This is a genomic window from Paenibacillus hexagrammi, assembly GCF_021513275.1.
GTDB lineage: Bacteria > Bacillota > Bacilli > Paenibacillales > NBRC-103111 > Paenibacillus_E > Paenibacillus_E hexagrammi.
The window spans coordinates 3,435,290-3,456,042 of sequence record NZ_CP090978.1; the positions used below are offsets into that span (position 1 = coordinate 3,435,290).

The window sequence follows — 20,753 nt, forward strand, 5'->3', positions numbered from 1 at the left end:
ATTAGCTTAAGATCAGCTGAATTCCAATCTTTGCTAGAGAGCGAAATGCATCACACTAACATTGAACTATGACTCCCAGTTCGACGATGACTCTATCTTTCTCAGCAGCCACACCTTGCTTTGAAAGTCGCCGTGAAGGCCGGATACCGGAAGGCCGGCATACAACAGATGATCACCCGGATATACGATTCCGTCGATTTCATAATCCGCAGCAGGGTCAAGCCCTTTGAGCCGCAGCCATGTCAGCGGCGGATTAGGCTCAGCCAGCACACGGAAGTAGAAGGCAATCGCTTCCGTTTTATCTTCCGCCACGATCATCCAAGCGGTCTCATTGCCTTCGAAAGGGCTCAAAAGCCTATACATGGCTCCGAATTGTACCAGAGGCCTGATATTCTTGTATGTGGCGATTTGTTGTTTGACCGCCTCCTGCTCTTCGACCGTGAACTTGGTCAGATCAAGCTCATATCCAAAGTTACCAGACATGGCGACATGTCCTCGCATCTCCAGTGAAGTATCTCGATGCACCTGATGGTTCGGCACGGCGGACACATGAGCCCCCATCGTACTTACCGGATATACCAGGCTTGTGCCGTACTGGATCTTCAAGCGGCTCACGGCATCTGTGTTGTCGCTTGTCCATGTCTGAGGCATGTAATACAGAATACCTGGGTCAAAACGTCCTCCTCCTCCGGAACAGCTTTCAAAAAGGATATGAGGAAATTCGGAGGTAATCTGCTCCATGACCTTATATAGCCCAAGCATGTAGCGATGCGCGGTCTCCCGCTGACGCTCTGGCGGAAGTGCGGCCGAGCCGATCTCCGTCATATTACGGTTCATATCCCATTTCACGTAGGTGATCGGCGCGCTTCGAAGAATATCCCCGATCATTCGAACGATCTCTGCGCACACATCCTCACGCGAAAAATCTAGGATCAGCTGCTGGCGTCCTTCCGTTCTCCGGCGATTTGGAACATGCAGGCACCAATCCGGGTGCTTCCGGTACAGATCGCTGTTGGGTGAAACCATCTCCGGCTCAAACCACAAGCCGAACTGCAAGCCCAACTGGTTGACTCTACCGGCCAAATCATGGAGCCCCCTGGCAATTTGGCTTGATCGACGTACCAATCTCCAAGTGAGCTATTGTCGCTGTCTCGTTTGCCGAACCAACCGTCATCGAGCACAAACAGCTCTATACCCAGCTCCTTCCCTGCCTTCGCAATACTCTCAATCTTCTCCGCGTTGAATTGAAAATAAGTCGCCTCCCAGTTATTAACCAGAACCGGTCGTGTTCGGTCACGGAATTCACCTCGGCATAACCGGGTCCGATACAGTTTATGATACGTTCGAGACATATCTCCGAGCCCATCGGATGCATACACCATGACGGCCTCCGGTGTTTGAAACGACTCTCCTGGCTGCAGCAGCCAGCTGAAATCGAACGGATTGATCCCGACGGATACCCTGGTATTCCCGTAAGGCTCCACTTCCGCATGAGCAGCAAAGTTTCCGCTGTACACGAGACTAAAGCCGTATACTTCTCCGTGATCCTCATTGGCATCCTTAGACAACAGTGCGATAAACGGGTTATGCTGGTGGCTGCTTGCTCCGCGGCGGCTTTCCACAGTTATTTTGCCAGGCGCTAGCGCTCTGCGTTCCAAGTGACGTTCTCTGGCCCAGCTTCCGGAAAGCTGAAGCAGATCGAACTGGCTGCTCTTGAAATCTACACTCATACTCAGCGCCCGCAGCAGCTTGATATCTTCGCTTCCCCCGTTGATAAACTTGACGGATCTTGCAATAGCAGCGTGCTCTTCAAATACGGTGTACATGAGAACAACACGCAGGCCCGTAACGTTATCGATCAGCTCCAGCTCCAGTGTTTGCGCTTCCTCGTCAATCTCTGTATAGGTAGCAGGAAGCCCTTCCAGCTTCGGTTTGCCCGAATAAATGCGATGAGCTTGATAGACAAGCTCCGAGATGGTGGAACCGTTTTGCAAAGCTGTCTGATACGCGGGCTCACGAAAATCGCTGGTCCCATAAGCCGGATATTCCTGAGGCAGTGTATCCAGTGAAATCGTACGATCCTCCGGCAAAGGATTTGGTGAGAACGAGCACCTCTCCACATATTGCAGGATGAACGGCAGCTGTCCGGGACGAATGCTTTTTCCCCAGTAAACATGAGCAGGATACATGTTTTTTACAATTTGAATGACATAGCTAATCTCTTTGTTCTGCAAGTGAAACAATTGATTTTGCGAATCATAGGTAATGCTCATACTATCCCTCCAAACAAATATGCTTATATTATCTTACTTTCCAGTCGGCAGCACTATGGACAAATTCCGTTTTCCTATGGAGAAATGTAGTTTAAGCTGTTTAAAGGGATGCATGCAGTCAAGCAGCTAGAAGGAGAATTGTAAGTAGGGAAGCAATTATATTACAATGGACACACGACTGAGATTGAGGGGGCAACTATGTATATCGTACATTCAACCTTCGCTGTCCCGGAACTTAAGGCAGACGAAGTGATTCAAATTTATCGGAACCGGTCCAGATCGGTTGATCAGGCGGAAGGCTTTCTCCAATTTTTACTTCTTCAAGATGAAGCAAGACCTGGAGAACTGACCGTACATATGGAGTGGGAAACGAAAGAGCATTATCTTGCTTGGGTGACCAGCAGTGAATTCAAGAAAATCCATGAGCTCGAAAAGAAATATCCGGATCAAGAACTCGCGAACATTATCCCGACAATTCATAAATATAAGGTTGTGGCCAAGTAATGGAACATCTTAACACACATACCTACGCTGACATCATTCAACTAATTACCGAGGAAATCTATGAAGCAGACCCTTCACTTCTGGAAAAATACGGGGAGCGCGGCAAGCAAAAATGCAAAGAAGATAATGAACACCACTTCAAGCATTTGGAGACGGCTTATGCCTTGCAAAGCAAGCAGGTTTTCATCGACTATGCCATATGGCTGAACGGTATTCTGCAAAAGCATGGCATGTCGGCACAGCATCTCATTGAAAATTTCGAACGTATAGCCAGGCACATTTCGGGACGTGTCGAGCCCGAGAAGGAGATCAAATTTCTCGCTTATTTGCAGGAAGGCATCCGCGCCATTGAATAATGGATATTGGCTCAAGGACACCTCTCAGGAGGGCCTTATGCCCAACTAACTACAATGTCCTTTTTCCGATTCAATCTTGACTTCCGGACTTATCGTAGAAAGTCATATGATGCATCTCATCCTTGTAGTATTCAAGCCGGTCTTGCAAAGTGCCTGTATGCAGCTCAAACTTATGACCGTCAGGATCCTGAAAATAAATGGACAATCCATCCCTCTCATGGCGCGCTCTGCCCGTCAAAATCTGCACACCCAGCTCGGCGAACCGCTCCAGATATGCTTCATAGTCCTCTTTGTCTATGGTGAAGGCGATATGCGTATACGATTGATGAATCTCACGACGAGGAATGTCTTCCTCTACATTTAATGCTAGCCAGAGACCGTTCAAATCAAAATATGCCAGCTTGCGCCCTTTGACAAGCAACTTCGCTCCCAGCACTTGTTGGTAGAAATGAATGGACCTCTCGAGGTCAGAAACAGAAAACAGGAAATGATTGATACCCTGCAGCTTCATTCGGTTACTCCTTTTCAAATCATAGTTATGATATACAATAGCCCAAGATTGGAGATCACGGAAATATGAGAACAGAAAGCCAAATCAAACGTAAACGAAATGAGCTCGTGAGCCAGCGGCAGGCGCTAGAATCCCGAACCGAGCAAGCTGGATCATCAGCAGAAACAGATTCGCTAAAGCTTCAAGCAGAGCGTTTGAGCGATATGATCGATATGCTGGAATGGGTGCTGAATGAGCCCTCAGGAAGCTATCATTAGTCGGTACCAGCTCACAAAAAGAAAAAAGGAGAGCGCCTTTCTCTCTCCTCTGCCTGTTGATTTTTTTTCCAATACTGTTGACATATGGTTATTCGATCGAAATAAATGCATCTAAGCTAACAACAAACTGTCGAAGGCAACCGCTACGTTACTCCGAAAACTATGGAGCTCTCCAATGCTCCTTCAACTATCCTCTTCTTCCACCTCATACCTGCATAGAAAACGTTCCATCCCAGAAACCTTCTCCCCCAAGCTGATGATCACGAATCCAATACTCCGATAAAAGTCCACAGCTTCTTCATCCGTCTCCGCCAATAGTAAGGACGGCTTCAGCAGCTCAATCGTTTCCAGAATGATTCCGCGCCCAAAGCCTGCTCCTCGACTATCCGGCTTAACCGCAATATGAGTAATCGTGAGTGTCCGCTGCTCGTCCATCCGAAATCCGATGAGACCGACCAAATAATCCTCAGACACATAACCGTACAACGAGAGCCCGCTGTCCGTTTGGTACTCCTGAACGACCTCATCTATACGGTCGGGGTCGGGAAACACGCTGCAGCCCAGCAATTCTTGAATTTCAGCTTCTTGCAATTTGGATTTGATATCAATCAGTGTTGCTTCATGTACTGTATCTGTCATATCGTTACACCTGCACTCCTTTGAAATTAGTTATCAAATATGTCTTACCAAGTCGAGCAAATCCGAAATCTCAGCTATAGGTACAACACCCTTCTCCGCCAAATCCTGCTGATGGGATACATAATGGATAAAGAGAACGCCTGCATCCGTTGCAGCCCTGCCGTCAATCCATGAATCCCCGACGAATACCCATTCTTCAGGGGATAACTCCGGGAATTGCCGCGTCGCATAGTCACAACCGGATGGAGACGGCTTCAAAGACTGCATCTGTTCTCTTCCTACAATCATGTGAAAGTATGAGGCGATAGAGGTTGTCTCCAGTGCTATTCTAGCTGCCTCCTGAGCATTGTTCGTTACAATGACCAAGACATAGCGATGCACCAGCAGGTCCAACAGTTCTCGCGCGTGCTCCTCCAGGTCAGCTCCATCCATACCGATGATCTCGTAATGTGAGGCTATATCCATAGCAGCCTGATACAGGGAATCACTGATGCCTTGCTGCTTGGCATGCTCAATGATGGTCGAAGTCGTATGCTGATGGATCGAAAAATCCTCCGGGAGCACCCGCTCGCTGATAAAAAAACGGGCAATTTCCTGCTTCATAGCTGCAAAATCAATATTAGATTTGAGTAGTGTGTTATCCATATCAAACATGATGCCGCGAACGCTTCCTTTTCGTTCCACTGCCATCCTCCCTTACCATTTTGCAAGTAGATTATAGTGAACAAAAGGACAGCTGGCAAGTTATACCCGACTCGTACTTCTTATTTGTTTAAACCAAACATTCGATTAGAAACATATGGATAGTTTCCGTAGCGGATCGCAATTTCGCGCTCAAAGAGTGTCATTCTTTCGATCGTACGATTATTAGCAAGCCGTCCTCCGTCCAAAATACGAAAAGGTACTGCTTCAAGAAGCTGCATGACGGTTAGTTTCGCCTGCTCATCATCCCCGGTCACATAGACATCACTTTGTTGATTTTGAAAAATAGGATTCGCCAGCACTTTAAAAAATGTATTCTTGAATGCCCCGATGATTGTGGTATCCGGCAGAGCCCGCTGCAGCTCTTCAGCAGCAGATGTACCCCATTGCAGTGTGAAATCACTGAAATCCTCGGTAAATGGATTCACGATATCTATGACGATTTTACCGCACAGCTGCTTCTCATGCTTTGTTACCCATGGGATCAAATCGCGGAACCACAGTGTCGGGACTACAACATCCGCCTCCAAAGCTTGCTCCATATTAACCGCTCGGGTCTGCTTCAATGCCCCCGCATCGACAAGGTGCTTTGCTTTACTGATGGATCTGGAGCCCCATAAAAGTTCCTCGCCGGACATGAAAATATCCATAAGCGTGGCCAGTCCAACACCCATACGCCCTGTACCGATGATGCTAATTTTCATTTGAATTCCTCCTGATCAAGTGGGTTTATTGATGTTCTGACCCGATCATATCAAGAAGCGGTCGGCACAGGAATTTCCATATTTGTTTAGGATTGAAACCAAAAGTTGCAGCTATCCTCGATAGACGCCAAATTGGCTCGACCAAACTTGACAGAATCAGCCGAATTGTTTGATAGTGATAGAACAAGCAATCCCCATTTTTCGGAAGGACGGTACCGATATGTTTCAATATGTAGAACAACATTACGAAGACATCGATTTCTCTCAGAAAGACCTTCGTTACGGGGAGCTGACGCGCTGCACATTTACAAGATGCAAATTTCGCTCCACTTCCATGGAGGAAATCTCTACACTTTCGAGCAGATTCATTGAATGCGATTTTCGCGGTGCGCTGCTCAATGCATCGATTCATCAGCAATCCGCGTTTGTAAATTGCAAATTCCATGAAGCCAACTTGTTTGTCGCCAAATTCCATGAATGCAAAATGACAGGCTCCGATTTTACAAAAGCAAATCTGGACGGTATGACCATTGATCAGGGAGATTGGTCCTACGTAAATTTCAGAGCTGCCAAGCTGGCCAAGCAGGACCTGCGGGGAGTGCGCTTTGCGGAAGCCGATTTAACGGAAGCCAATCTGGAAAAAGCCAATCTGCGTCACTCAGATTTAACACGAGCCCAGTTGGGAAGAGCCAAGCTGCAAGGTGCTGACTTACGCGATGCGATCATGGATGGCATCGATTTCCCAAGTATCAATGTCAAGGGAGCACGGATGGATGCGTCCCAAGCTGTTTCTTTTCTCCGCGCATATGGCGCTAAAGTCGATTAATACAAAAGAGAACTCGATTTAATTGGGAGGCAGACATCGCATGAATCTGGACAACCTCACTAGTTTTCTAACTGCCGCCGAGCTGAAGAGCATGGCTAAGGCAAGCGAAAAGCTGCACTTGACTCACCCTGCACTCAGCAAGCAAATTCGCAAGCTGGAGACGTATTACGGAACCGAGCTGCTAACGCGAAATTCATCGGGAGTACAGCTGACTGCCGCCGGCAAAGGTCTTATACAACCGACTGCCTCGTGTTCTTGCTGAGTTATCGGATATCCGTCAAGAAATGTTGTTGTTAACCAGCAGCAGTCCCGTCCGTCTAGGTACACTGCCAAGCCTCGCTGAACACTATCTCCCTGCAGTCGTTCATGCGATGGAGCAGGATGGAATCCCCGTCGACCTGACGGTGCTGCATACATCCGAAGAGCTTACCGATATGCTCCACAGCCGTGAATTGGATGCCATCCTTGTGGATCGGTTTAAAGATGATAAACCGGATTTTTGGAATAGGGAGCTTTGGACTGAGCCCTACTATGTCATTATGCCGATCGATCATCCCTTAGCTGGCGAACAAAGCATCTGCCTAGAATCGCTTGCTGAGCAGCCGCTGATCATGTATCCCCCTGCTTGCAGCATTCGCAAGAAAATGACTTCTTTATTTGCAGAAATGAAAGCAGTCCCCCATATCAAAACCGAAGTTCCCTTCGGGGCGTTCATCCCCGGTTATACAGCTGCCGGAGCCGGTATAGGTATCCTTCCGCAGATGGTGGCGGCGCAGCTGAGTCATGCTCGGCTGACGGCTGTTCCCCTCCATCATCCTTTGGCGGAGCGAGAGATCTCTATAGCCGCCATCGGATCCGCTGCAGGAGAACAGCTGCTCCCCTATCTTCGTCCTCTTCCCCTCACAAGGGATGATCCCGATGCCACTCGAGCACCTGCTGGGCAGTGAACATGTCCGTAACTATCGTACTTGCCCACTTCCCCCGCAGTGCCGCGGCTATGGCGATCACCTTATCTTCCCCACCGGCTACAGCCACTACGTTCGGTATTACCTTCAGCGCATTCGCGTCTAAGCCGATCATGCGCCCTTCGGAGGAATGTGGTACTGCTTCGCCGCGCTCGTTAATGAATGCGGTACAGATATTTGCCACAGCACCGATGGATCGCAGCTCATCCAGCTCCTTCATCCCCATATGGCCGGACTGGACGATCGTCGCCTCCTTGGATACTTGACCAATGCCTACAAGCGCAGTAGATGCCTTTGCTGCAAGGGCTAGCACTTTTGCAATTTCAACCTCCTGCAGAAAAACCTCCCTTGCTTGCTCGGAGGCTACAATTGCAGGTGCATTCAGCTGCCAATAGGCCGACTTCAGCTTCTCTCCAATTGTCTTCGCATTGGCATTGGCATGCCATGCGGTACCTGTTGCTCCCCATCCCCCAACTAATGGTACGATTTGCAAGTGCTTCTGAATCGAAAATTGCAGCTCCGCTCCAGTAGCGGCAACGGATTTCCCCGCCATGACGCCAACCACATCCCGATCTTTCAGTACGTTCTCAAGTAATACGGCGCCGGCTCTAGCAAGCTGTGCATCCAACAGTTGCCGGTCTGCTCCAGGCATATGTACCACAAGTGCATCCTGTAAGCCGAATACATCGATCAGTTCTTTTTCCACCTGCTGTTCTTCCGAGAACGGATTCTTGATCGTAATCTGTACGATCCCCTCCGACTTGGCCGCCCCCAGCATTCTGCTGATTTGTGGCCGTGATATGCCTAATTTAAGCGCAATATCCTGCTGATTCATGCCTTCCAAATAGTACATAGAGCTCACTTTTACCAACAGCCGCAATCTTTCTTCTGCCATAGCTGTCAACCCTCCGATTCATTCTTTCCTTAGAGACATGCTACCACACGAGAGATTCCCCATCCACCTTGGACAAATGTTCATCATTGTAATTTTGTTCAAGCGTTTTTATAATTGACATCAGAATCAAACGATTGGCGAGAGGATGATGGATTCATGAACACGGGGATTCCTAAAGTGAATGCGGGTAAATTTGGTGAATACGGCGGCAAATTCGTCCCGGAAACATTGATGTATGCTTTATCAGAGCTTGAACTGGCCTTCGAGAAGTATTGGAGGAGCCTGCCTTCTTGCGGGAGATGCAGCTGCTTCTGCAAGACTATTCAGGCAGACCGACACCGCTCTACTTCGCGGAGCGCTTAAGCAATCAGCTCGGTGGTGCGCGTATCTTTTTGAAAAGAGAGGACCTAAACCACACCGGTGCTCACAAGATCAACAACACCATCGGTCAAGGCTTGCTGGCGAAGAAAATGGGCAAGAAAAAGTCGTCGCGGAAACCGGAGCCGGACAGCACGGTGTTGCGACAGCGACGGTTTGCGCCCTGCTGGGTCTGGAATGCAAGATTTTCATGGGAGAAGAAGATATTCGCAGACAAAAAGCTGAACGTATATCGTATGCGAATGCTGGGTGCCGAGGTCGTACCTGTAACTTCCGGTTCCCGCACACTTAAGGACGCCGGCAATGAAACCATGCGATATTGGGTAGCCAACGTTGAGGATACGTTCATGCTATTCGGCACGGCCGCAGGACCGCATCCTTATCCCTATATGGTCCGCGAATTCCAGAAGGTTATTGGCGAAGAAACCCGGGAGCAGGCTCTAACAAACATGGGCCGTCTGCCCGACACAGTCATTGCTTGTGTCGGTGGCGGGAGCAACGCGATCGGCATGTTTCATCCGTTCATCGACGACAGTCAAGTCACACTCATGGGAGTTGAGGCTGGGGGTCGGGGGATCGAGTCAGGCGCACATGCCGCAACTCTTTCGCAAGGAACCCCTGGTGTTTTCCAGGGATCGTACAGCTATGTCCTGCAAGACATACACGGTCAAGTCAAAGAAGCGCATTCTATCAGTGCCGGACTGGACTATCCTGGTGTAGGTCCTGAGCATGCTTTCCTTAGGGATAGCGGCAGGGTCCGCTACTGCTCCATAACGGACCAAGAAGCACTGGATGCCTTGTACCTGCTCAGCCGAACCGAAGGGATCATCCCTGCTCTGGAGAGTTCTCATGCAGTAGCGCAAGCCGTGAAACTTGCTCCCGAATGCTCTAGCGAGCATATCATGGTCGTGTGCTTATCAGGCCGTGGAGACAAGGACGTCGAGGCTATTGCTGGTTACGAAGGAGGCGGGCTGCAATGAATCCACTAGATCACTCCTTTGCGACTTTGAAACAGCGCGGGGGTACTGCATTTATGCCGTTTGTTACGGTCGGCGACCCGAACCCTGAGTGCACGGTGGACATCCTGCTTACACTGCAAGAAGCAGGAGCCAGCATGATTGAGCTCGGTATTCCTTATTCAGATCCATTGGCCGACGGCCCCGTCATACAACGCTCCTCTCAACGAGCGCTTAAGAATAGCGTGACACTCACCTCCGCTCTGGAATGTGCTCAGCTTGCCAAACAGCAGGGATTAACGATTCCTTTGCTGCTGTTCACCTACTACAATCCCTTGCTTCAGTTAGGATTACACACCGCATTTGAACGGATGAGCGTGGCCGGCATTGACGGAATCATTATTCCCGATTTGCCTTATGAGGAAAATGAGAGGGTCCGCGCTTTGTCTGAGACATTTGGGATTCACCTGATCCCTATGGTTGCGTTAACCTCTAAGGACAGAGTCCCCAAAATCGTAGAGCGTGCAGCAGGCTTCATCTACTGCGTCTCTTCGTTTGGCGTTACCGGCATGCGTTCCCAGCTTCATACCGAGCTGGAAGCTTTCGTGCGGTACGTGAAGGAGGTCAGCGGCTTGCCCGCTGTAGTTGGGTTCGGCATCTCCACTTCGGAACAGTACCGTGAAGTATCGCGTTATGCGGACGGCGTCGTTGTCGGAAGTGCCATCGTGCATGCCATCGAACAGCAGCGTGAGCTTTGGCTGGACCCTGACAGCAGAGCGGAAGCTGCGCACTCCTTGCGGAGCTTCACCGAGCATCTGATAAGCAAATAAGATAAACAGCTTACACCGTCCTTTAATGACGAGTTCGCTTATATGTCAAGGATAAACGATTTGGCCGTCCCTAAAGGACGAGATCAAAAACAGCGACAGTCCCGGACAACTAACATCGTCCTGTACTGTCGCTATTTCCGTAGGATAGGGGCTCTTCATGTTACTTATGAGGATTAGCTGGCAAAGAAGAGTCCATGATACTCAATAGCAGCAAATCGTTTTACATACTGACTGCGAATTTCTGCATCCCTGCTTCCAGCTCACGCGTATGCTTGACTAGGAGGTTGACCGCTGCCACAACCTCTTCATAAGAGGAAAGCTGTTCCTGACCCATCGCAGAAATTTGATCAACCTCTGAGCATATATAGGCGGTACGCTGCTTCACATCCTTCATCAGAAAACCGACTTTCGTCATATTCGTGTGGGCATCATTCATTTCACGGGAAATTCCCCCGAGCTCCTTGTGCACGTCCCGATTAGCCAAACGTATGGAAGCAAACGATTCTTGCGCTTCTGCGGCGAGCACCCCTCCCTTATGCAGATCTGCCGCTCCCTGGTTCATCTGCTTATACACGGTTTCTATTTTTTGCTGAACGATACCCATTTGTTCTTGGGTCTGATTCGCAAAGTCCTTGGAGCTTTGAGCAAGCTCCTTGATCTTTTGAGCGACGACGGCAAAGCCCCTTCCGGCATTGCCCGCACGTGCTGCTTCAATGCTCGCATTGATGGATAGAATGTTGGTCTGCGTCGCTATGCTGCTGATCTGCTTCATTGTTGATACCATAACATCCGAGAGCTGCTGCAGCTCCTTAATCTCTTTGCTTACCGATTGGATGCCTGTCTCGACTTGATGAAATTGATTCACAAAGCCGGTTACTTTTTCGTCACCATGTACAGCCATTGCTGCTGACTGCTCGGCGTGCGCATAGATTCGCTCCAGCTGCCCTCGCATCTGCTCGAACAAGATCACAACTCGGTCCACTTCCTCTGCGCCATCGGAAATTCGCTCCGACTGCAAATGTGCGGTTTCGGCAATGGCCATCGCCGACCTTGCCACTTCCTCGCTGGAACCGCGATTATCCTCCATCCGCTGGTATATGTGCTCCGTGGAGCCCTGCACTTTACCATGAACGTCACGTACACCGCCGATCAGAAGACGCAGGTTTCGCAGCATCTCATTAAACGCAGCGCACAATCGCCCTATTTCGTCACGGTACTTACTCGTTACAGGTTCAACGTTCAAGTTTCCCTCGGCAACCATACTTGTGGTTCGACTTAGAACCCGTATCGGATGAGCAAGTACCCGGTTGAGTCCCCAAGCGATAATACCGGAAATAACAGCAACACATCCTACTACAACGATAAATATCGTAATATCTCTTTGAAAATTATCCATAATTCCCTGCTTGATCGACTCGCTGGCGAGCAGCTTTTGGCGGATCAGCTCTTGTACCCCCTGCTCGACAATGGCTGTCGTGTCCGTGATGGACTCATAAGAACCCGTGCGCTCTTGCACATCGTTTTGTTGACTCAACGCCTGCACCTGTTTGCGCAAGTAATTGGTTGTATTTTGCAAGGCTCCAAGCGCTTCCAGCACATTGCCGTAGTGCTCACGTGCTTGAATATTGCTTACCTTTCGCTCCATATCGTCAAGCATTTGGAACTGTCGTCCTTGATCAAACGAAATTTTACCATACACAATATCGCGAATTTCGGAATCTAGCTGATTTTTTAGCAAGCCGTTAATATCATTCGCATCAGATAAATCGACAAGCAGCTTATTGTAGTCGTCTATATAACCGGAAAATCTCCACAGCTGTAAAGTGCTGATTCCTGCCGTGCATACAATGATGATCATAAGGGCGACAGCCAGCTTAACTCTAATGGAAGCGTTTCCAAACTTGAAAATACGATGTATCATGATGATCTCCTTTCTCTCTTCTCTTTCCTCAATCATAGTAAAATTGATTCGACATGTCTTTACAATTTTTTCACTTTTCATTCAAAATAACGACAAAAAAAAGAGACTCCAGTAGGAAGTCTCCTCAGCTTATTAGGACCTAATCTCTTTGCGGCAGCGGAATCTTGATGGCAAACGGGATCATCAGCGCTACCAAGCTGCCGACGACGCCGAATACAAACATCGTGTGAATCCCGCTGTAGAAGTGTACGGATTTTGCCAGGATCGCCCCCATCACGGTGACGCTGACGGCAGTTCCGATATTTCGCGCAAACAGCTGCAGCGATGTGGAAATCCCTTTCTCATGCGCAGCAACCAGCTGCTGAGATCCAATGGTCGAGATCGTAAACAGCATGCCAAAAGCTGTCCCAAGGATGATCATAGCTGCAAACACATACCAGATGGACGTCCCCTCACGCATGGCTGCGAGCATCAAGCCTGCACCGACCAAACACACATTACCGATGATCAGCAGTTTTTTATAGCCGTATCGAAGGACCCATTTTCCCGCCGGTACCGCCACAGCCATCCAGCCGATCGAGGTTCCGAGCAGCGCGGCTCCGCTCATGAAGAGCGAATAGCCCTCTTTTTGCAAAAATAACGGGATGAAGCTGGAAGTGCCGAACAGCGCCGTACAAGAAAGAAAGGAACCCGCAATCATGAGAGCTACCGGTTTATTTCGGAGTACATGCATCGGAACTATCGGGGATACCTGCCTACTCTCATACCAATAAAACATTAGCATGACAATAACGCCTGCGATTCCGTATAGGATTACCCATCGTTCTACGGCTGTGGTCAACAGCAGCAAGCTGATTCCCACTGCAAATAAGACAGAACCGAAATAATCGATCGTAGAACGTTTCGCTTCATACACTTCCTGATAAGGCTGCAGCGCCAGAAGCGCAACAATACATAGAGGGACATTGATAAAGAAAATCCATCTCCAGCTCATATACGTGACAAAAAAAGTGCCAAGCAGCGGCGCAAGCACTGCAGCAAGTCCCCACATTCCTGTGAAAGCGCTTGTACCTTGCCGCGTTCTTCAACAGGGTACAAGTCACCTGCAATAATGCTCGGAAACGGCATCATAATCCCCGCTCCGATTCCTTGCAGCGCCCGAAATAAGACCAATTGCAGCATAGATTGAGAAAATCCGCACAGCACCGAACCGATCATGAACACAATAATTCCAGCGCCTAGGATCGCTTTTCTTCCATATAAATCAGATACTCGTCCTGCCACAGGCGCCATCACCGTAGAGAGCACCATATAGGAGGTGAACGCCCAAGCGAACCATTCATTTCCCCCTATTTCACCTACAATAATCGGCATTGTGGTATTCGCTATTGTCGTATCCATCGATGAGACAAGCATGGCTAGCACGATACTGATCATTACCGTTACCCGATTATTCACTAGCAAGCCCTCCTGAAGCACAAGATGATAAACCATAATTAGCCAAGCATCCGGACATACACCCATCCCATTATAATCCATATACTGCAACTAGTCATAAAAATATCTCTTTACAAATGGCTTTTTCATGGAATAAAATAAATCCAATAAGATTAGTGGGATATTGATTGGGGACTTGATAAACATGACGATAAGCATCTTGCTGATGGGTGTACTTGTTGGTTTTTTGGTCGGGCTGACCGGCGTCGGAGGAGCTTCACTTCTCACTCCAATATTAATTATGTTAAATATTAATCCTGCTATCGCTGTTGGAACAGACCTTCTCTATAATTCCATCACCAAACTGTTCGGAACCATTCAACATTGGCGGCAAAAAACGATCGACTTTCGTCTCGTCAAATATTTAGCGTTCGGCAGTATTCCCGGCGTCATCATAGCCGTAGGATTCCTGCATGTGTTCCAATCCTACTATCATAACCAAGAGCAGATTATCAAGCATGCACTTGGCTATGTGCTCATTCTTGTGGCAGCCGCGACTTTGTTCAAAGTATTCTTCGGCCATATGATCAAGGAAAACCGCTGGCAGCTTAAAGCACTTGAAGAAAAGCGCGGTCTTACGATTGCGATCGGTGCTGTCTTTGGATTCATCGTCGGGCTGACCTCTATCGGCTCGGGGTCCTTGTATGCCATTGCGATGCTGTACTTCTTCAGAATGTCTACCTCCCGTCTCGTTGGGACTGACATCGCTCACGCATTCCTGCTCGCTACTGTTGCAGGCATCCTTCATGCAAGTATGGGAAATGTGAATTACACGCTGGTGTTAAACCTGCTAGCAGGGTCCATTCCCGGGGTTATCATCGGCAGTATGTTATCCGCCAAAGCCCCTACAAATGCGCTGCGCACCATTATCGCAAGCCTTGTACTGATCAGCGGGCTCAAGCTGATTTGAACGTAAGGAAACACCAACACGACATAAAACCTTCCTAGGAACAAGCTCGCTGCTTAAGTGGGCATGGACCATTGGGAAGGTTTTTTGCTGCTGCGCGATAGATGTCGGTTTATGCGCTTCCCCGGGAAATACAAGCAGTAGGTTTGGATAATAACCCATTTTCACGCAACCTGGTCATCTGCCTATGCATCCGAAGCCGGGCATTCATACGCTGTGATGAACACCCAATGCCACGAACAAAGGAGCTACTGTGCATGCAGCGTTTAATGTGTAAAGGCAAAATCCATAGAGCTACCGTAACGGAAGCCGACCTGAATTATGTGGGCAGTATAACCATAGATGGCTTGCTCATGAAAAAAGCCAATATTCACCCCTACGAAATGGTGCAGGTTACCAGCTTGAAGAACGCCACCCGTTGGAAAACCTACGCAATTCCAGCACCAGAGGGCTGCGGCAAGATCGGCCTGAACGGTCCTCCCGCCCATCTGTTTTCTCCCGGCGATTTGGTAATCATACTCAGTCTCGCCCTTCTGGATGAAGAAGAAATCGCCGCTCTGAAGCCGCAGGTTGTTTTTGTTGATGAACAGAATCAATTGCTGTCTGTGGAAGAGCACGATCTCGTGATCGAGAAGCAGGAAGTGAAGCGTAATGGGTAAATACGGCACAAGCAAGTGGACCAAATATAAGTTTATGCGCAAAGACGCCTCCCTACGAGCACACCTTCCGGAAACCTTGTGGCTAAGTGAGAAAGCCTTTTGGAGCTTACTGGACAAATATGGCGAAGTGATTGTTAAGCCCACTGGCAGCTATGGCGGCGAAGGCGTCATTCGTGTACGTAACAAGGGCGTTTACTATGAGGTCCATGATGGCGCTAAAAAGAGAAAATATGCAACCAAGGCTGAACTGACGTCGGCCGTCTTGAAAAAAAGAAGGAGACGCAACCAGCTTGTACAGCGCCGTATCTCTCTAGCCACGGTTCAAAAAAGGCCGTTTGATTTACGTGTTATGGTGCAAAGGAAGAAACGAGGAGATTGGAAGGTAACGGGAACTCTCGCTAAAGTAGCCGGTAAAGGCTTTATTGTTACCAACATGAGACGCAGCAACGGCTCGATCCTAAGCTTTAGCGAAGCAATCCGCCGTTCCGGGCTAAAAAACAATTCCCAATCCGCAATAAACGCCGCCGTTAACCGGACAGCTCTCCGCTCCGCGCGCCAGCTGCAGAAATATTATTCGAATCAGCGGACGATGGGTGTAGATATGGGGCTGGATGGAAAAGGCAAGCCGTGGGTTATCGAGGTGAACTTCGCTCCGATGCTCGGACTGTTTTTGAAACTGAAAGACAAGTCGATGTATCGGACTATCGTTTCTTACACAAAGAAGTGATAGATGCCCCAAGCCAATCGCCGTCCCGAATCGGTTCATCCGCTAATAGTCTAAGATAGCTGGTGCAATAAACTTAGGAGGTTAGCCATGAACCGATTCGGGCTTCTATGCACACGATGCGCAGCCAGGCTGCCTTTTCGTTATTCCGACATGAAGTGCACGTGCGGCGGTACGCTGCTTGTTGATTACGATGTAGAACAAATAGGTCGCTCATTTTCCAAAGAGACAGTATCCAAACGATATCCTTCCATGTGGAGATACCGGGAATTGCTGCCGCTGACCCAGGATGAAGCAATTGTCTCATTAGGCGAGGGATGGACGCCGCTGCTGCGGATGCACGGCATGGAGAAAAAACTGCCGCTGAAGCAGCTTTGGGTCAAACGGGAAGAACAGAACCCGACAGGCAGCTTCAAAAGCCGAGGGTTCTCTGCTGCCGTCTCCCTTTTGAAAGAAGCTGGTGCAGCACGTGCGGCTGTACCTTCCAACGGCAATGCCGCCAGTGCGTTAGCCGCTTATGCAGCACGCGCGGGCATTCCGGCCTATGTGTTTATCCCCCAAGACTGTCCGCCTTTAATCGTACAGGAATGCATCCAGTATGGGGCTTCCACCTACCTGGTCGACGGTCTCATTCATGATGCCGGTGCCATCATTGAAGAAGGCAAGCATGAGCAGGGATGGGTGAATGTAGGCACACTGAAGGAAGCAGGACGGGTAGAAGGCAAGAAAACAATGGGACTCGAGCTTGCCGAACAGCTGGGTTGGAAATTCCCTGACGTCATTATCTATCCTACGGGCGGGGGATCGGGTATTGTGGGGATGTGGAAGGCTTACAAAGAGCTCAAGAGGTTAGGCTGGATAGACGGAGATATGCCTAGATTCGTCTGTGTGCAAGAAGAAGGCTGCCAACCGATTGTTGACGCTCTCTCAGCCGCAAATCACACCGCCGGTGAAGAGCACCGAACTGCGCCAAGTCCAACTGGAATGCGGGTACCTCAGCCTCCTGATCTTGAGCTGCTGCTTGCCATCGTCAAGGAAAGCGGCGGCACTTCGATTGCTGTCAGCCGTAGCGACATTCAAGATGCCTCCTATAGCCTAGGATCACTAGGAGTCTCCGCTTCACCCGAGGGATCGGCTACGTGGGCAGGTCTAACAGCCCTGTGCGACAGCGGATGGATTCGTCCAGAAGATACCGTCACATTGTTCAACACCTCCCATCATATGAAATACACGGATGTCAGGCTTTCCAAGCAGCCTCCTCTCATTCGTACCTACGCGGATTTTCTCCTCCATTCAAAAAACCTCTAGGTATAGTAAAAAGCGATGATTCCTTGAGCTGCATGCTCCTGGATCCATCGCTTTTTCTTCAAAACTTGTGCACGTTACGGGTTACGATACCTTAATAAGGTGCTGGCACAGTGTTTGCCACCTTATATTTCCAATCCAGCGTTCTTTTCAGTACAATGACAGCTTGTGCGCGAGTCGATTCTCCTGTTGGAGCAAGCTCACCGTCAGCCAGACCTTCCATGATCCCGTTTTGCACCGCATCGTTCATAGCATCTTTGCTTGTGATCGGCATGTAGGGCTTCGACAGCTTGGAGGTTGCCGCTCTTAGGCTTAGTATAGCAAGCTCTTGACGGGTAATCGGTTCATTCATCTCTCCCTGCAGGTCACCTTCTTGCAATAGACCGAGCCGCTGGGCAGCTTCCACATAGGGCTTGTACCATACTTCATCGCTTGCCGGCTGCACATTCTCCCGGAGACCGGTCATCAGCATTTTGACAAACTCTGCTCTGGTTATCGTGTGATCCGGTTTAAAGCTGCCGTCATCGTAGCCGTTTATATACCCTTTAGCTGCAGCCTCTTCAATAGCGGTCTCCGCCCAATGGCCGGATATATCATTGTAAGTATCCGTCAGCCCCGGGACAAGCGCAGGTTCTGAGCGATTCGTCAGAGTTCCATCACCAAGCTGGCCGGAAGAATTGCCTCCCCAAGTCCAGATCGAACCATTCTTTAACATGACTGCACTATGATCCGTTCCAGCAGCCATTTGACTGACATTTGCCATATCTTTCACTTGGACAGGCTGATTGCGGTTGTTTAGGGTACCATCGCCTAGTTGACCAAAGAGATTTTGGCCCCAGGACCATACACTCCCATCCTTGCCGATAGCCATGCTATGATACGCACCGGCCTGAATAGCTGCTGCCTGATTCAGCTTCGTAACTCGAACCGGCTTATTGCTGCTAGTTGTCGTACCGTCACCTAATTGACCGAATGCGTTGTAGCCCCAGGCCCATACGGAGCCGTCGCTTTTCAGCGCGAGTGCGTGGTTTTTGCCAGCGGAGATGGCGATTACGCCTGTTACTCCAGTAATTGGTACTGGCTGCTGTTTGCTGGCAAACGTCCCGTCACCCAACTGTCCGTTGGTATTGTCCCCCCATGCCCATATCGTTCCGCTGTTCTCCAGCGCAAGGTTGAAATTCGCGCCGGCAGAGACTGCAACGATGTTGGATAACGACGGTACGGCGGCGGGCAGAGGATCTGAGTCGTGGCCCAGCTGACCGTACGTATTGTCACCAAAGGTCCACACCGTGCCGTTCGCCAAAAGTGCAATCGAGTGATTGTTTCCGGCGAAAGCAGAAACGACATCGGTTAACGTGCTTACCTGTACAGGCATGCTTTGATTGTCTAAGCCTGTTGATCCAAGCTGGCCGAAGTAATTTTGACCCCAGCTCCACAATGTACCGTCATTCTTGACTGCCAACGTATGCGCATTGCCGGACGATATGGCTGACACATCCCCCAATTCAAGCTGCTTAGGGGACTGCGCCGATAGATTGGAACCGATGCCCAATTGACCGTATGTGTTCACACCCCATCCAAAGACCCCGTTAGGCCGAATTGCAAAGGTGTCGCTTCCACCCGCAGCCAATGAAACAGCTTTGGGATTTTTTATCAGCTTATTTCCTTCACCTGGCTTCTTCACCGTAGCTTCCAAGGATTTTACAATGGAAGACTCAACCGGAGATGGTTGATTATTGTTCGTGCCATCGCCCAGCTGTCCGTAGCTGTTACTGCCCCATGACCATAATTGACCATCGGTATCCACCGCAAACATAAAATTAGGTCCAGTTCCAATCGATGATACCGCTGGAAGACCGTTTACTTTAGCAGGGAATGAACGGTCCCACGTTGCACCGTCATAGCCTAAGCCGATTCCGAGCTGTCCATAGCTGTTCTCGCCCCAGGTATAAACACTTCCGTCTTTCGTGAGCGCCGCAGCATAGGAGCCGCCAGCAGCAATTTGCGTAATATCTTCGACGCCATTTACAAGCAGAGGCAGCTTTTGCTCCGAATAATTCACGTTGATACCGTTCGAATTCCCGATGACATTCTGCCGGCTGCTCATAAGGCCCCAATATAACAGCGTCCCGTCATCTTTTACCGCGAGTGAAAAATCAAGGCCGGCTGCAATCTGCGTGATCTTCCAGCTGCTCCCTGTTGTTACCATAATCGGCGTGTTCAGCCGATTCTGATCATAGCCATAGCCCAATTCACCGAAGTAATTGTCTCCCCAAGCCCACACAATACCATCGTTATCAATAGCTAAATTGTGGTAGGCGCCGCTGGCAATCGCCTTCACGCCGGCAAGGTTTCCTTTGATTTGCACGGGTTCATTTTTCGCGTCCATCGTGGAATCTCCAAGCTGGCCGTACGTGTTGTCACCCCAGGTCCATACAGTGCCATCATCCTTCAGAGCAACTGAATGGAAGATACCTGCAGAAATCGAAACAACATGTGACAGGCCCTTCACTTGAACAGGCGTGTTCTGATCGATTATGGTACCGTTCCCCAGTTGTCCGTAGGTATTCTCGCCCCACGCCCACACGGTGCCGTCTTTCTTGAGTGCCAGCGTATGGGATTGACCGGCAGCAATAGCCGTAACGTCCGAAAGCCCGCTTACCTTTACTGCCTGCTTCCGGCTCTGCAACCCCCCGCCCAGCTTTCCTCTCAGGTTATCCCCGAGCGTCCAAACCGTGCCGTCCTGCTTCAATACAACCGTGAAGCCTTTACCTCCTGCGATTTGTTGGATCGAGGATGATGCCGATTGTTCTATATCTGATACAGCAGCCCCTGCTTCCTCCGCAGATACTCGGGAAGGAAGGCCGGCGAGTCCGCCGGCTGTACCGGCAACCAGCAGACCGCACAACAAGATGGAACAAATATGATTGACTATTTTCATGGT

Annotated in this window: 19 protein-coding genes and 2 pseudogenes; 12 read left to right on the top strand and 9 right to left on the bottom strand. The window is 49.5% G+C overall.

Going from position 1 to position 20,753, the window contains the following annotated elements; all coding sequences use genetic code 11:
• Nucleotides 1-66 precede the first annotated feature (66 nt).
• A pseudogene (locus L0M14_RS15655) lies at nucleotides 67-2,273 on the bottom strand (alpha-galactosidase).
• 198 nt (nucleotides 2,274-2,471) lie between these two features.
• On the opposite strand from L0M14_RS15655, the gene L0M14_RS15660 reads away from it, so the two are divergent.
• Together L0M14_RS15660 and L0M14_RS15665 are read left to right on the top strand one after the other, a co-directional pair.
• Nucleotides 2,472-2,777 carry an antibiotic biosynthesis monooxygenase family protein gene (locus tag L0M14_RS15660; protein ID WP_235117645.1) on the top strand — a complete coding sequence of 102 codons (306 nt, stop codon included), beginning with the start codon at nucleotides 2,472-2,474 and terminating at the stop codon, nucleotides 2,775-2,777.
• The gene (locus L0M14_RS15665; RefSeq protein ID WP_235117646.1) at nucleotides 2,777-3,133 is read left to right on the top strand and encodes a hypothetical protein; all 357 of its coding nucleotides are present in this window, start codon (nucleotides 2,777-2,779) and stop codon (nucleotides 3,131-3,133) included. Before L0M14_RS15660 ends, L0M14_RS15665 begins: the two co-directional genes overlap by 1 nt.
• Nucleotides 3,134-3,203: 70 nt before the next feature.
• On the opposite strand, the gene fosB is transcribed toward L0M14_RS15665, so the two are convergent.
• A complete protein-coding gene (gene fosB, locus L0M14_RS15670) occupies nucleotides 3,204-3,644 on the bottom strand; it encodes a metallothiol transferase FosB (protein WP_235117647.1) in 441 nt (146 codons plus the stop codon).
• 65 nt (nucleotides 3,645-3,709) lie between these two features.
• Between fosB and L0M14_RS15675 the strand changes: the two genes are divergently transcribed.
• Nucleotides 3,710-3,901 (top strand): hypothetical protein, encoded by a 192-nt coding sequence (locus L0M14_RS15675; RefSeq protein ID WP_235117648.1) that lies wholly within the window; start codon nucleotides 3,710-3,712, stop codon nucleotides 3,899-3,901.
• A gap of 183 nt (nucleotides 3,902-4,084) precedes the next feature.
• Here the strand turns inward: L0M14_RS15675 and L0M14_RS15680 are convergent, their stop codons facing one another.
• From L0M14_RS15680 to L0M14_RS15690, 3 genes are all read right to left on the bottom strand, one after another.
• Nucleotides 4,085-4,540 (bottom strand): GNAT family N-acetyltransferase, encoded by a 456-nt coding sequence (locus tag L0M14_RS15680; protein WP_235117649.1) that lies wholly within the window; start codon nucleotides 4,538-4,540, stop codon nucleotides 4,085-4,087.
• Nucleotides 4,541-4,573: 33 nt separating this feature from the next.
• Nucleotides 4,574-5,224, bottom strand: coding sequence for an HAD family hydrolase (locus L0M14_RS15685; protein WP_405030786.1), 651 nt, complete (start codon nucleotides 5,222-5,224; stop codon nucleotides 4,574-4,576).
• Nucleotides 5,225-5,304: 80 nt separating this feature from the next.
• Complete coding sequence (locus L0M14_RS15690; RefSeq protein ID WP_235117651.1) at nucleotides 5,305-5,946, bottom strand: NADPH-dependent F420 reductase; 642 nt, start codon at nucleotides 5,944-5,946, stop codon at nucleotides 5,305-5,307.
• A gap of 220 nt (nucleotides 5,947-6,166) precedes the next feature.
• Between L0M14_RS15690 and L0M14_RS15695 the strand changes: the two genes are divergently transcribed.
• Genes L0M14_RS15695 through L0M14_RS15705 form a run of 3 tightly spaced genes read left to right on the top strand, consistent with a single transcriptional unit; the run spans nucleotide 6,167 to nucleotide 7,719 of the window.
• Nucleotides 6,167-6,772, top strand: coding sequence for a pentapeptide repeat-containing protein (locus L0M14_RS15695; RefSeq protein ID WP_235117652.1), 606 nt, complete (start codon nucleotides 6,167-6,169; stop codon nucleotides 6,770-6,772).
• A gap of 40 nt (nucleotides 6,773-6,812) precedes the next feature.
• Complete coding sequence (locus L0M14_RS15700; protein WP_235117653.1) at nucleotides 6,813-7,034, top strand: LysR family transcriptional regulator; 222 nt, start codon at nucleotides 6,813-6,815, stop codon at nucleotides 7,032-7,034.
• 22 nt (nucleotides 7,035-7,056) lie between these two features.
• Nucleotides 7,057-7,719, top strand: coding sequence for a LysR family transcriptional regulator substrate-binding protein (locus L0M14_RS15705; protein ID WP_235117654.1), 663 nt, complete (start codon nucleotides 7,057-7,059; stop codon nucleotides 7,717-7,719).
• On the opposite strand, the gene L0M14_RS15710 is transcribed toward L0M14_RS15705, so the two are convergent.
• Nucleotides 7,673-8,632, bottom strand: a complete 960-nt coding sequence (locus tag L0M14_RS15710; RefSeq protein WP_235117655.1) for a sugar-binding transcriptional regulator — start codon at nucleotides 8,630-8,632, stop codon at nucleotides 7,673-7,675. The genes L0M14_RS15705 and L0M14_RS15710 overlap by 47 nt on opposite strands.
• Nucleotides 8,633-8,931: 299 nt before the next feature.
• Between L0M14_RS15710 and trpB the strand changes: the two genes are divergently transcribed.
• Nucleotides 8,932-9,990, top strand: coding sequence for a tryptophan synthase subunit beta (gene trpB / locus L0M14_RS15715; protein WP_235122924.1), 1,059 nt, complete (start codon nucleotides 8,932-8,934; stop codon nucleotides 9,988-9,990).
• Complete coding sequence (trpA, locus tag L0M14_RS15720; RefSeq protein ID WP_235117656.1) at nucleotides 9,987-10,796, top strand: tryptophan synthase subunit alpha; 810 nt, start codon at nucleotides 9,987-9,989, stop codon at nucleotides 10,794-10,796. The genes trpB and trpA overlap by 4 nt, the downstream gene beginning before the upstream one ends.
• Nucleotides 10,797-11,016: 220 nt before the next feature.
• Here the strand turns inward: trpA and L0M14_RS15725 are convergent, their stop codons facing one another.
• Both L0M14_RS15725 and L0M14_RS15730 read right to left on the bottom strand, forming a co-directional pair.
• Nucleotides 11,017-12,717: a methyl-accepting chemotaxis protein gene (locus L0M14_RS15725; RefSeq protein ID WP_235117657.1), complete on the bottom strand. Its 1,701-nt coding sequence runs from the start codon at nucleotides 12,715-12,717 to the stop codon at nucleotides 11,017-11,019.
• Nucleotides 12,718-12,856: 139 nt separating this feature from the next.
• A pseudogene (locus L0M14_RS15730) lies at nucleotides 12,857-14,175 on the bottom strand (MFS transporter).
• A gap of 184 nt (nucleotides 14,176-14,359) precedes the next feature.
• On the opposite strand from L0M14_RS15730, the gene L0M14_RS15735 reads away from it, so the two are divergent.
• The 4 genes from L0M14_RS15735 (at nucleotide 14,360) to L0M14_RS15750 (ending at nucleotide 17,812) form a co-directional block, all read left to right on the top strand.
• Complete coding sequence (locus L0M14_RS15735; protein ID WP_235117658.1) at nucleotides 14,360-15,124, top strand: sulfite exporter TauE/SafE family protein; 765 nt, start codon at nucleotides 14,360-14,362, stop codon at nucleotides 15,122-15,124.
• Nucleotides 15,125-15,378: 254 nt separating this feature from the next.
• Nucleotides 15,379-15,780 (top strand): aspartate 1-decarboxylase, encoded by a 402-nt coding sequence (gene panD / locus L0M14_RS15740; protein ID WP_235117659.1) that lies wholly within the window; start codon nucleotides 15,379-15,381, stop codon nucleotides 15,778-15,780.
• A complete protein-coding gene (locus tag L0M14_RS15745) occupies nucleotides 15,773-16,507 on the top strand; it encodes a YheC/YheD family protein (protein WP_235117660.1) in 735 nt (244 codons plus the stop codon). Before panD ends, L0M14_RS15745 begins: the two co-directional genes overlap by 8 nt.
• A gap of 87 nt (nucleotides 16,508-16,594) precedes the next feature.
• The gene (locus L0M14_RS15750; protein ID WP_235117661.1) at nucleotides 16,595-17,812 is read left to right on the top strand and encodes a threonine synthase; all 1,218 of its coding nucleotides are present in this window, start codon (nucleotides 16,595-16,597) and stop codon (nucleotides 17,810-17,812) included.
• Nucleotides 17,813-17,903: 91 nt separating this feature from the next.
• Here the strand turns inward: L0M14_RS15750 and L0M14_RS15755 are convergent, their stop codons facing one another.
• Nucleotides 17,904-20,750, bottom strand: a complete 2,847-nt coding sequence (locus L0M14_RS15755) for an RCC1 domain-containing protein (RefSeq protein ID WP_235117662.1) — start codon at nucleotides 20,748-20,750, stop codon at nucleotides 17,904-17,906.
• Between the last annotated feature and the right edge of the window lie 3 nt (nucleotides 20,751-20,753).

Excerpts from the sequence above, each read along its gene's own strand:
- L0M14_RS15665 (WP_235117646.1), top strand. The coding sequence starts at position 2,777 with ATGGAACATCTTAACACACATACCTACGCTGACATCATTCAACTAATT.
- fosB (WP_235117647.1), bottom strand. The coding sequence starts at position 3,644 with ATGAAGCTGCAGGGTATCAATCATTTCCTGTTTTCTGTTTCTGACCTC.
- L0M14_RS15745 (WP_235117660.1), top strand. The coding sequence starts at position 15,773 with ATGGGTAAATACGGCACAAGCAAGTGGACCAAATATAAGTTTATGCGC.
- L0M14_RS15680 (WP_235117649.1), bottom strand. The coding sequence starts at position 4,540 with ATGACAGATACAGTACATGAAGCAACACTGATTGATATCAAATCCAAA.
- L0M14_RS15690 (WP_235117651.1), bottom strand. The coding sequence starts at position 5,946 with ATGAAAATTAGCATCATCGGTACAGGGCGTATGGGTGTTGGACTGGCC.
- L0M14_RS15660 (WP_235117645.1), top strand. The coding sequence starts at position 2,472 with ATGTATATCGTACATTCAACCTTCGCTGTCCCGGAACTTAAGGCAGAC.
- trpB (WP_235122924.1), top strand. The coding sequence starts at position 8,932 with ATGCAGCTGCTTCTGCAAGACTATTCAGGCAGACCGACACCGCTCTAC.
- L0M14_RS15735 (WP_235117658.1), top strand. The coding sequence starts at position 14,360 with ATGACGATAAGCATCTTGCTGATGGGTGTACTTGTTGGTTTTTTGGTC.
- L0M14_RS15725 (WP_235117657.1), bottom strand. The coding sequence starts at position 12,717 with ATGATACATCGTATTTTCAAGTTTGGAAACGCTTCCATTAGAGTTAAG.
- L0M14_RS15675 (WP_235117648.1), top strand. The coding sequence starts at position 3,710 with ATGAGAACAGAAAGCCAAATCAAACGTAAACGAAATGAGCTCGTGAGC.
- L0M14_RS15755 (WP_235117662.1), bottom strand. The coding sequence starts at position 20,750 with ATGAAAATAGTCAATCATATTTGTTCCATCTTGTTGTGCGGTCTGCTG.
- trpA (WP_235117656.1), top strand. The coding sequence starts at position 9,987 with ATGAATCCACTAGATCACTCCTTTGCGACTTTGAAACAGCGCGGGGGT.
- L0M14_RS15710 (WP_235117655.1), bottom strand. The coding sequence starts at position 8,632 with ATGGCAGAAGAAAGATTGCGGCTGTTGGTAAAAGTGAGCTCTATGTAC.
- panD (WP_235117659.1), top strand. The coding sequence starts at position 15,379 with ATGCAGCGTTTAATGTGTAAAGGCAAAATCCATAGAGCTACCGTAACG.
- L0M14_RS15695 (WP_235117652.1), top strand. The coding sequence starts at position 6,167 with ATGTTTCAATATGTAGAACAACATTACGAAGACATCGATTTCTCTCAG.
- L0M14_RS15750 (WP_235117661.1), top strand. The coding sequence starts at position 16,595 with ATGAACCGATTCGGGCTTCTATGCACACGATGCGCAGCCAGGCTGCCT.
- L0M14_RS15705 (WP_235117654.1), top strand. The coding sequence starts at position 7,057 with ATGTTGTTGTTAACCAGCAGCAGTCCCGTCCGTCTAGGTACACTGCCA.
- L0M14_RS15700 (WP_235117653.1), top strand. The coding sequence starts at position 6,813 with ATGAATCTGGACAACCTCACTAGTTTTCTAACTGCCGCCGAGCTGAAG.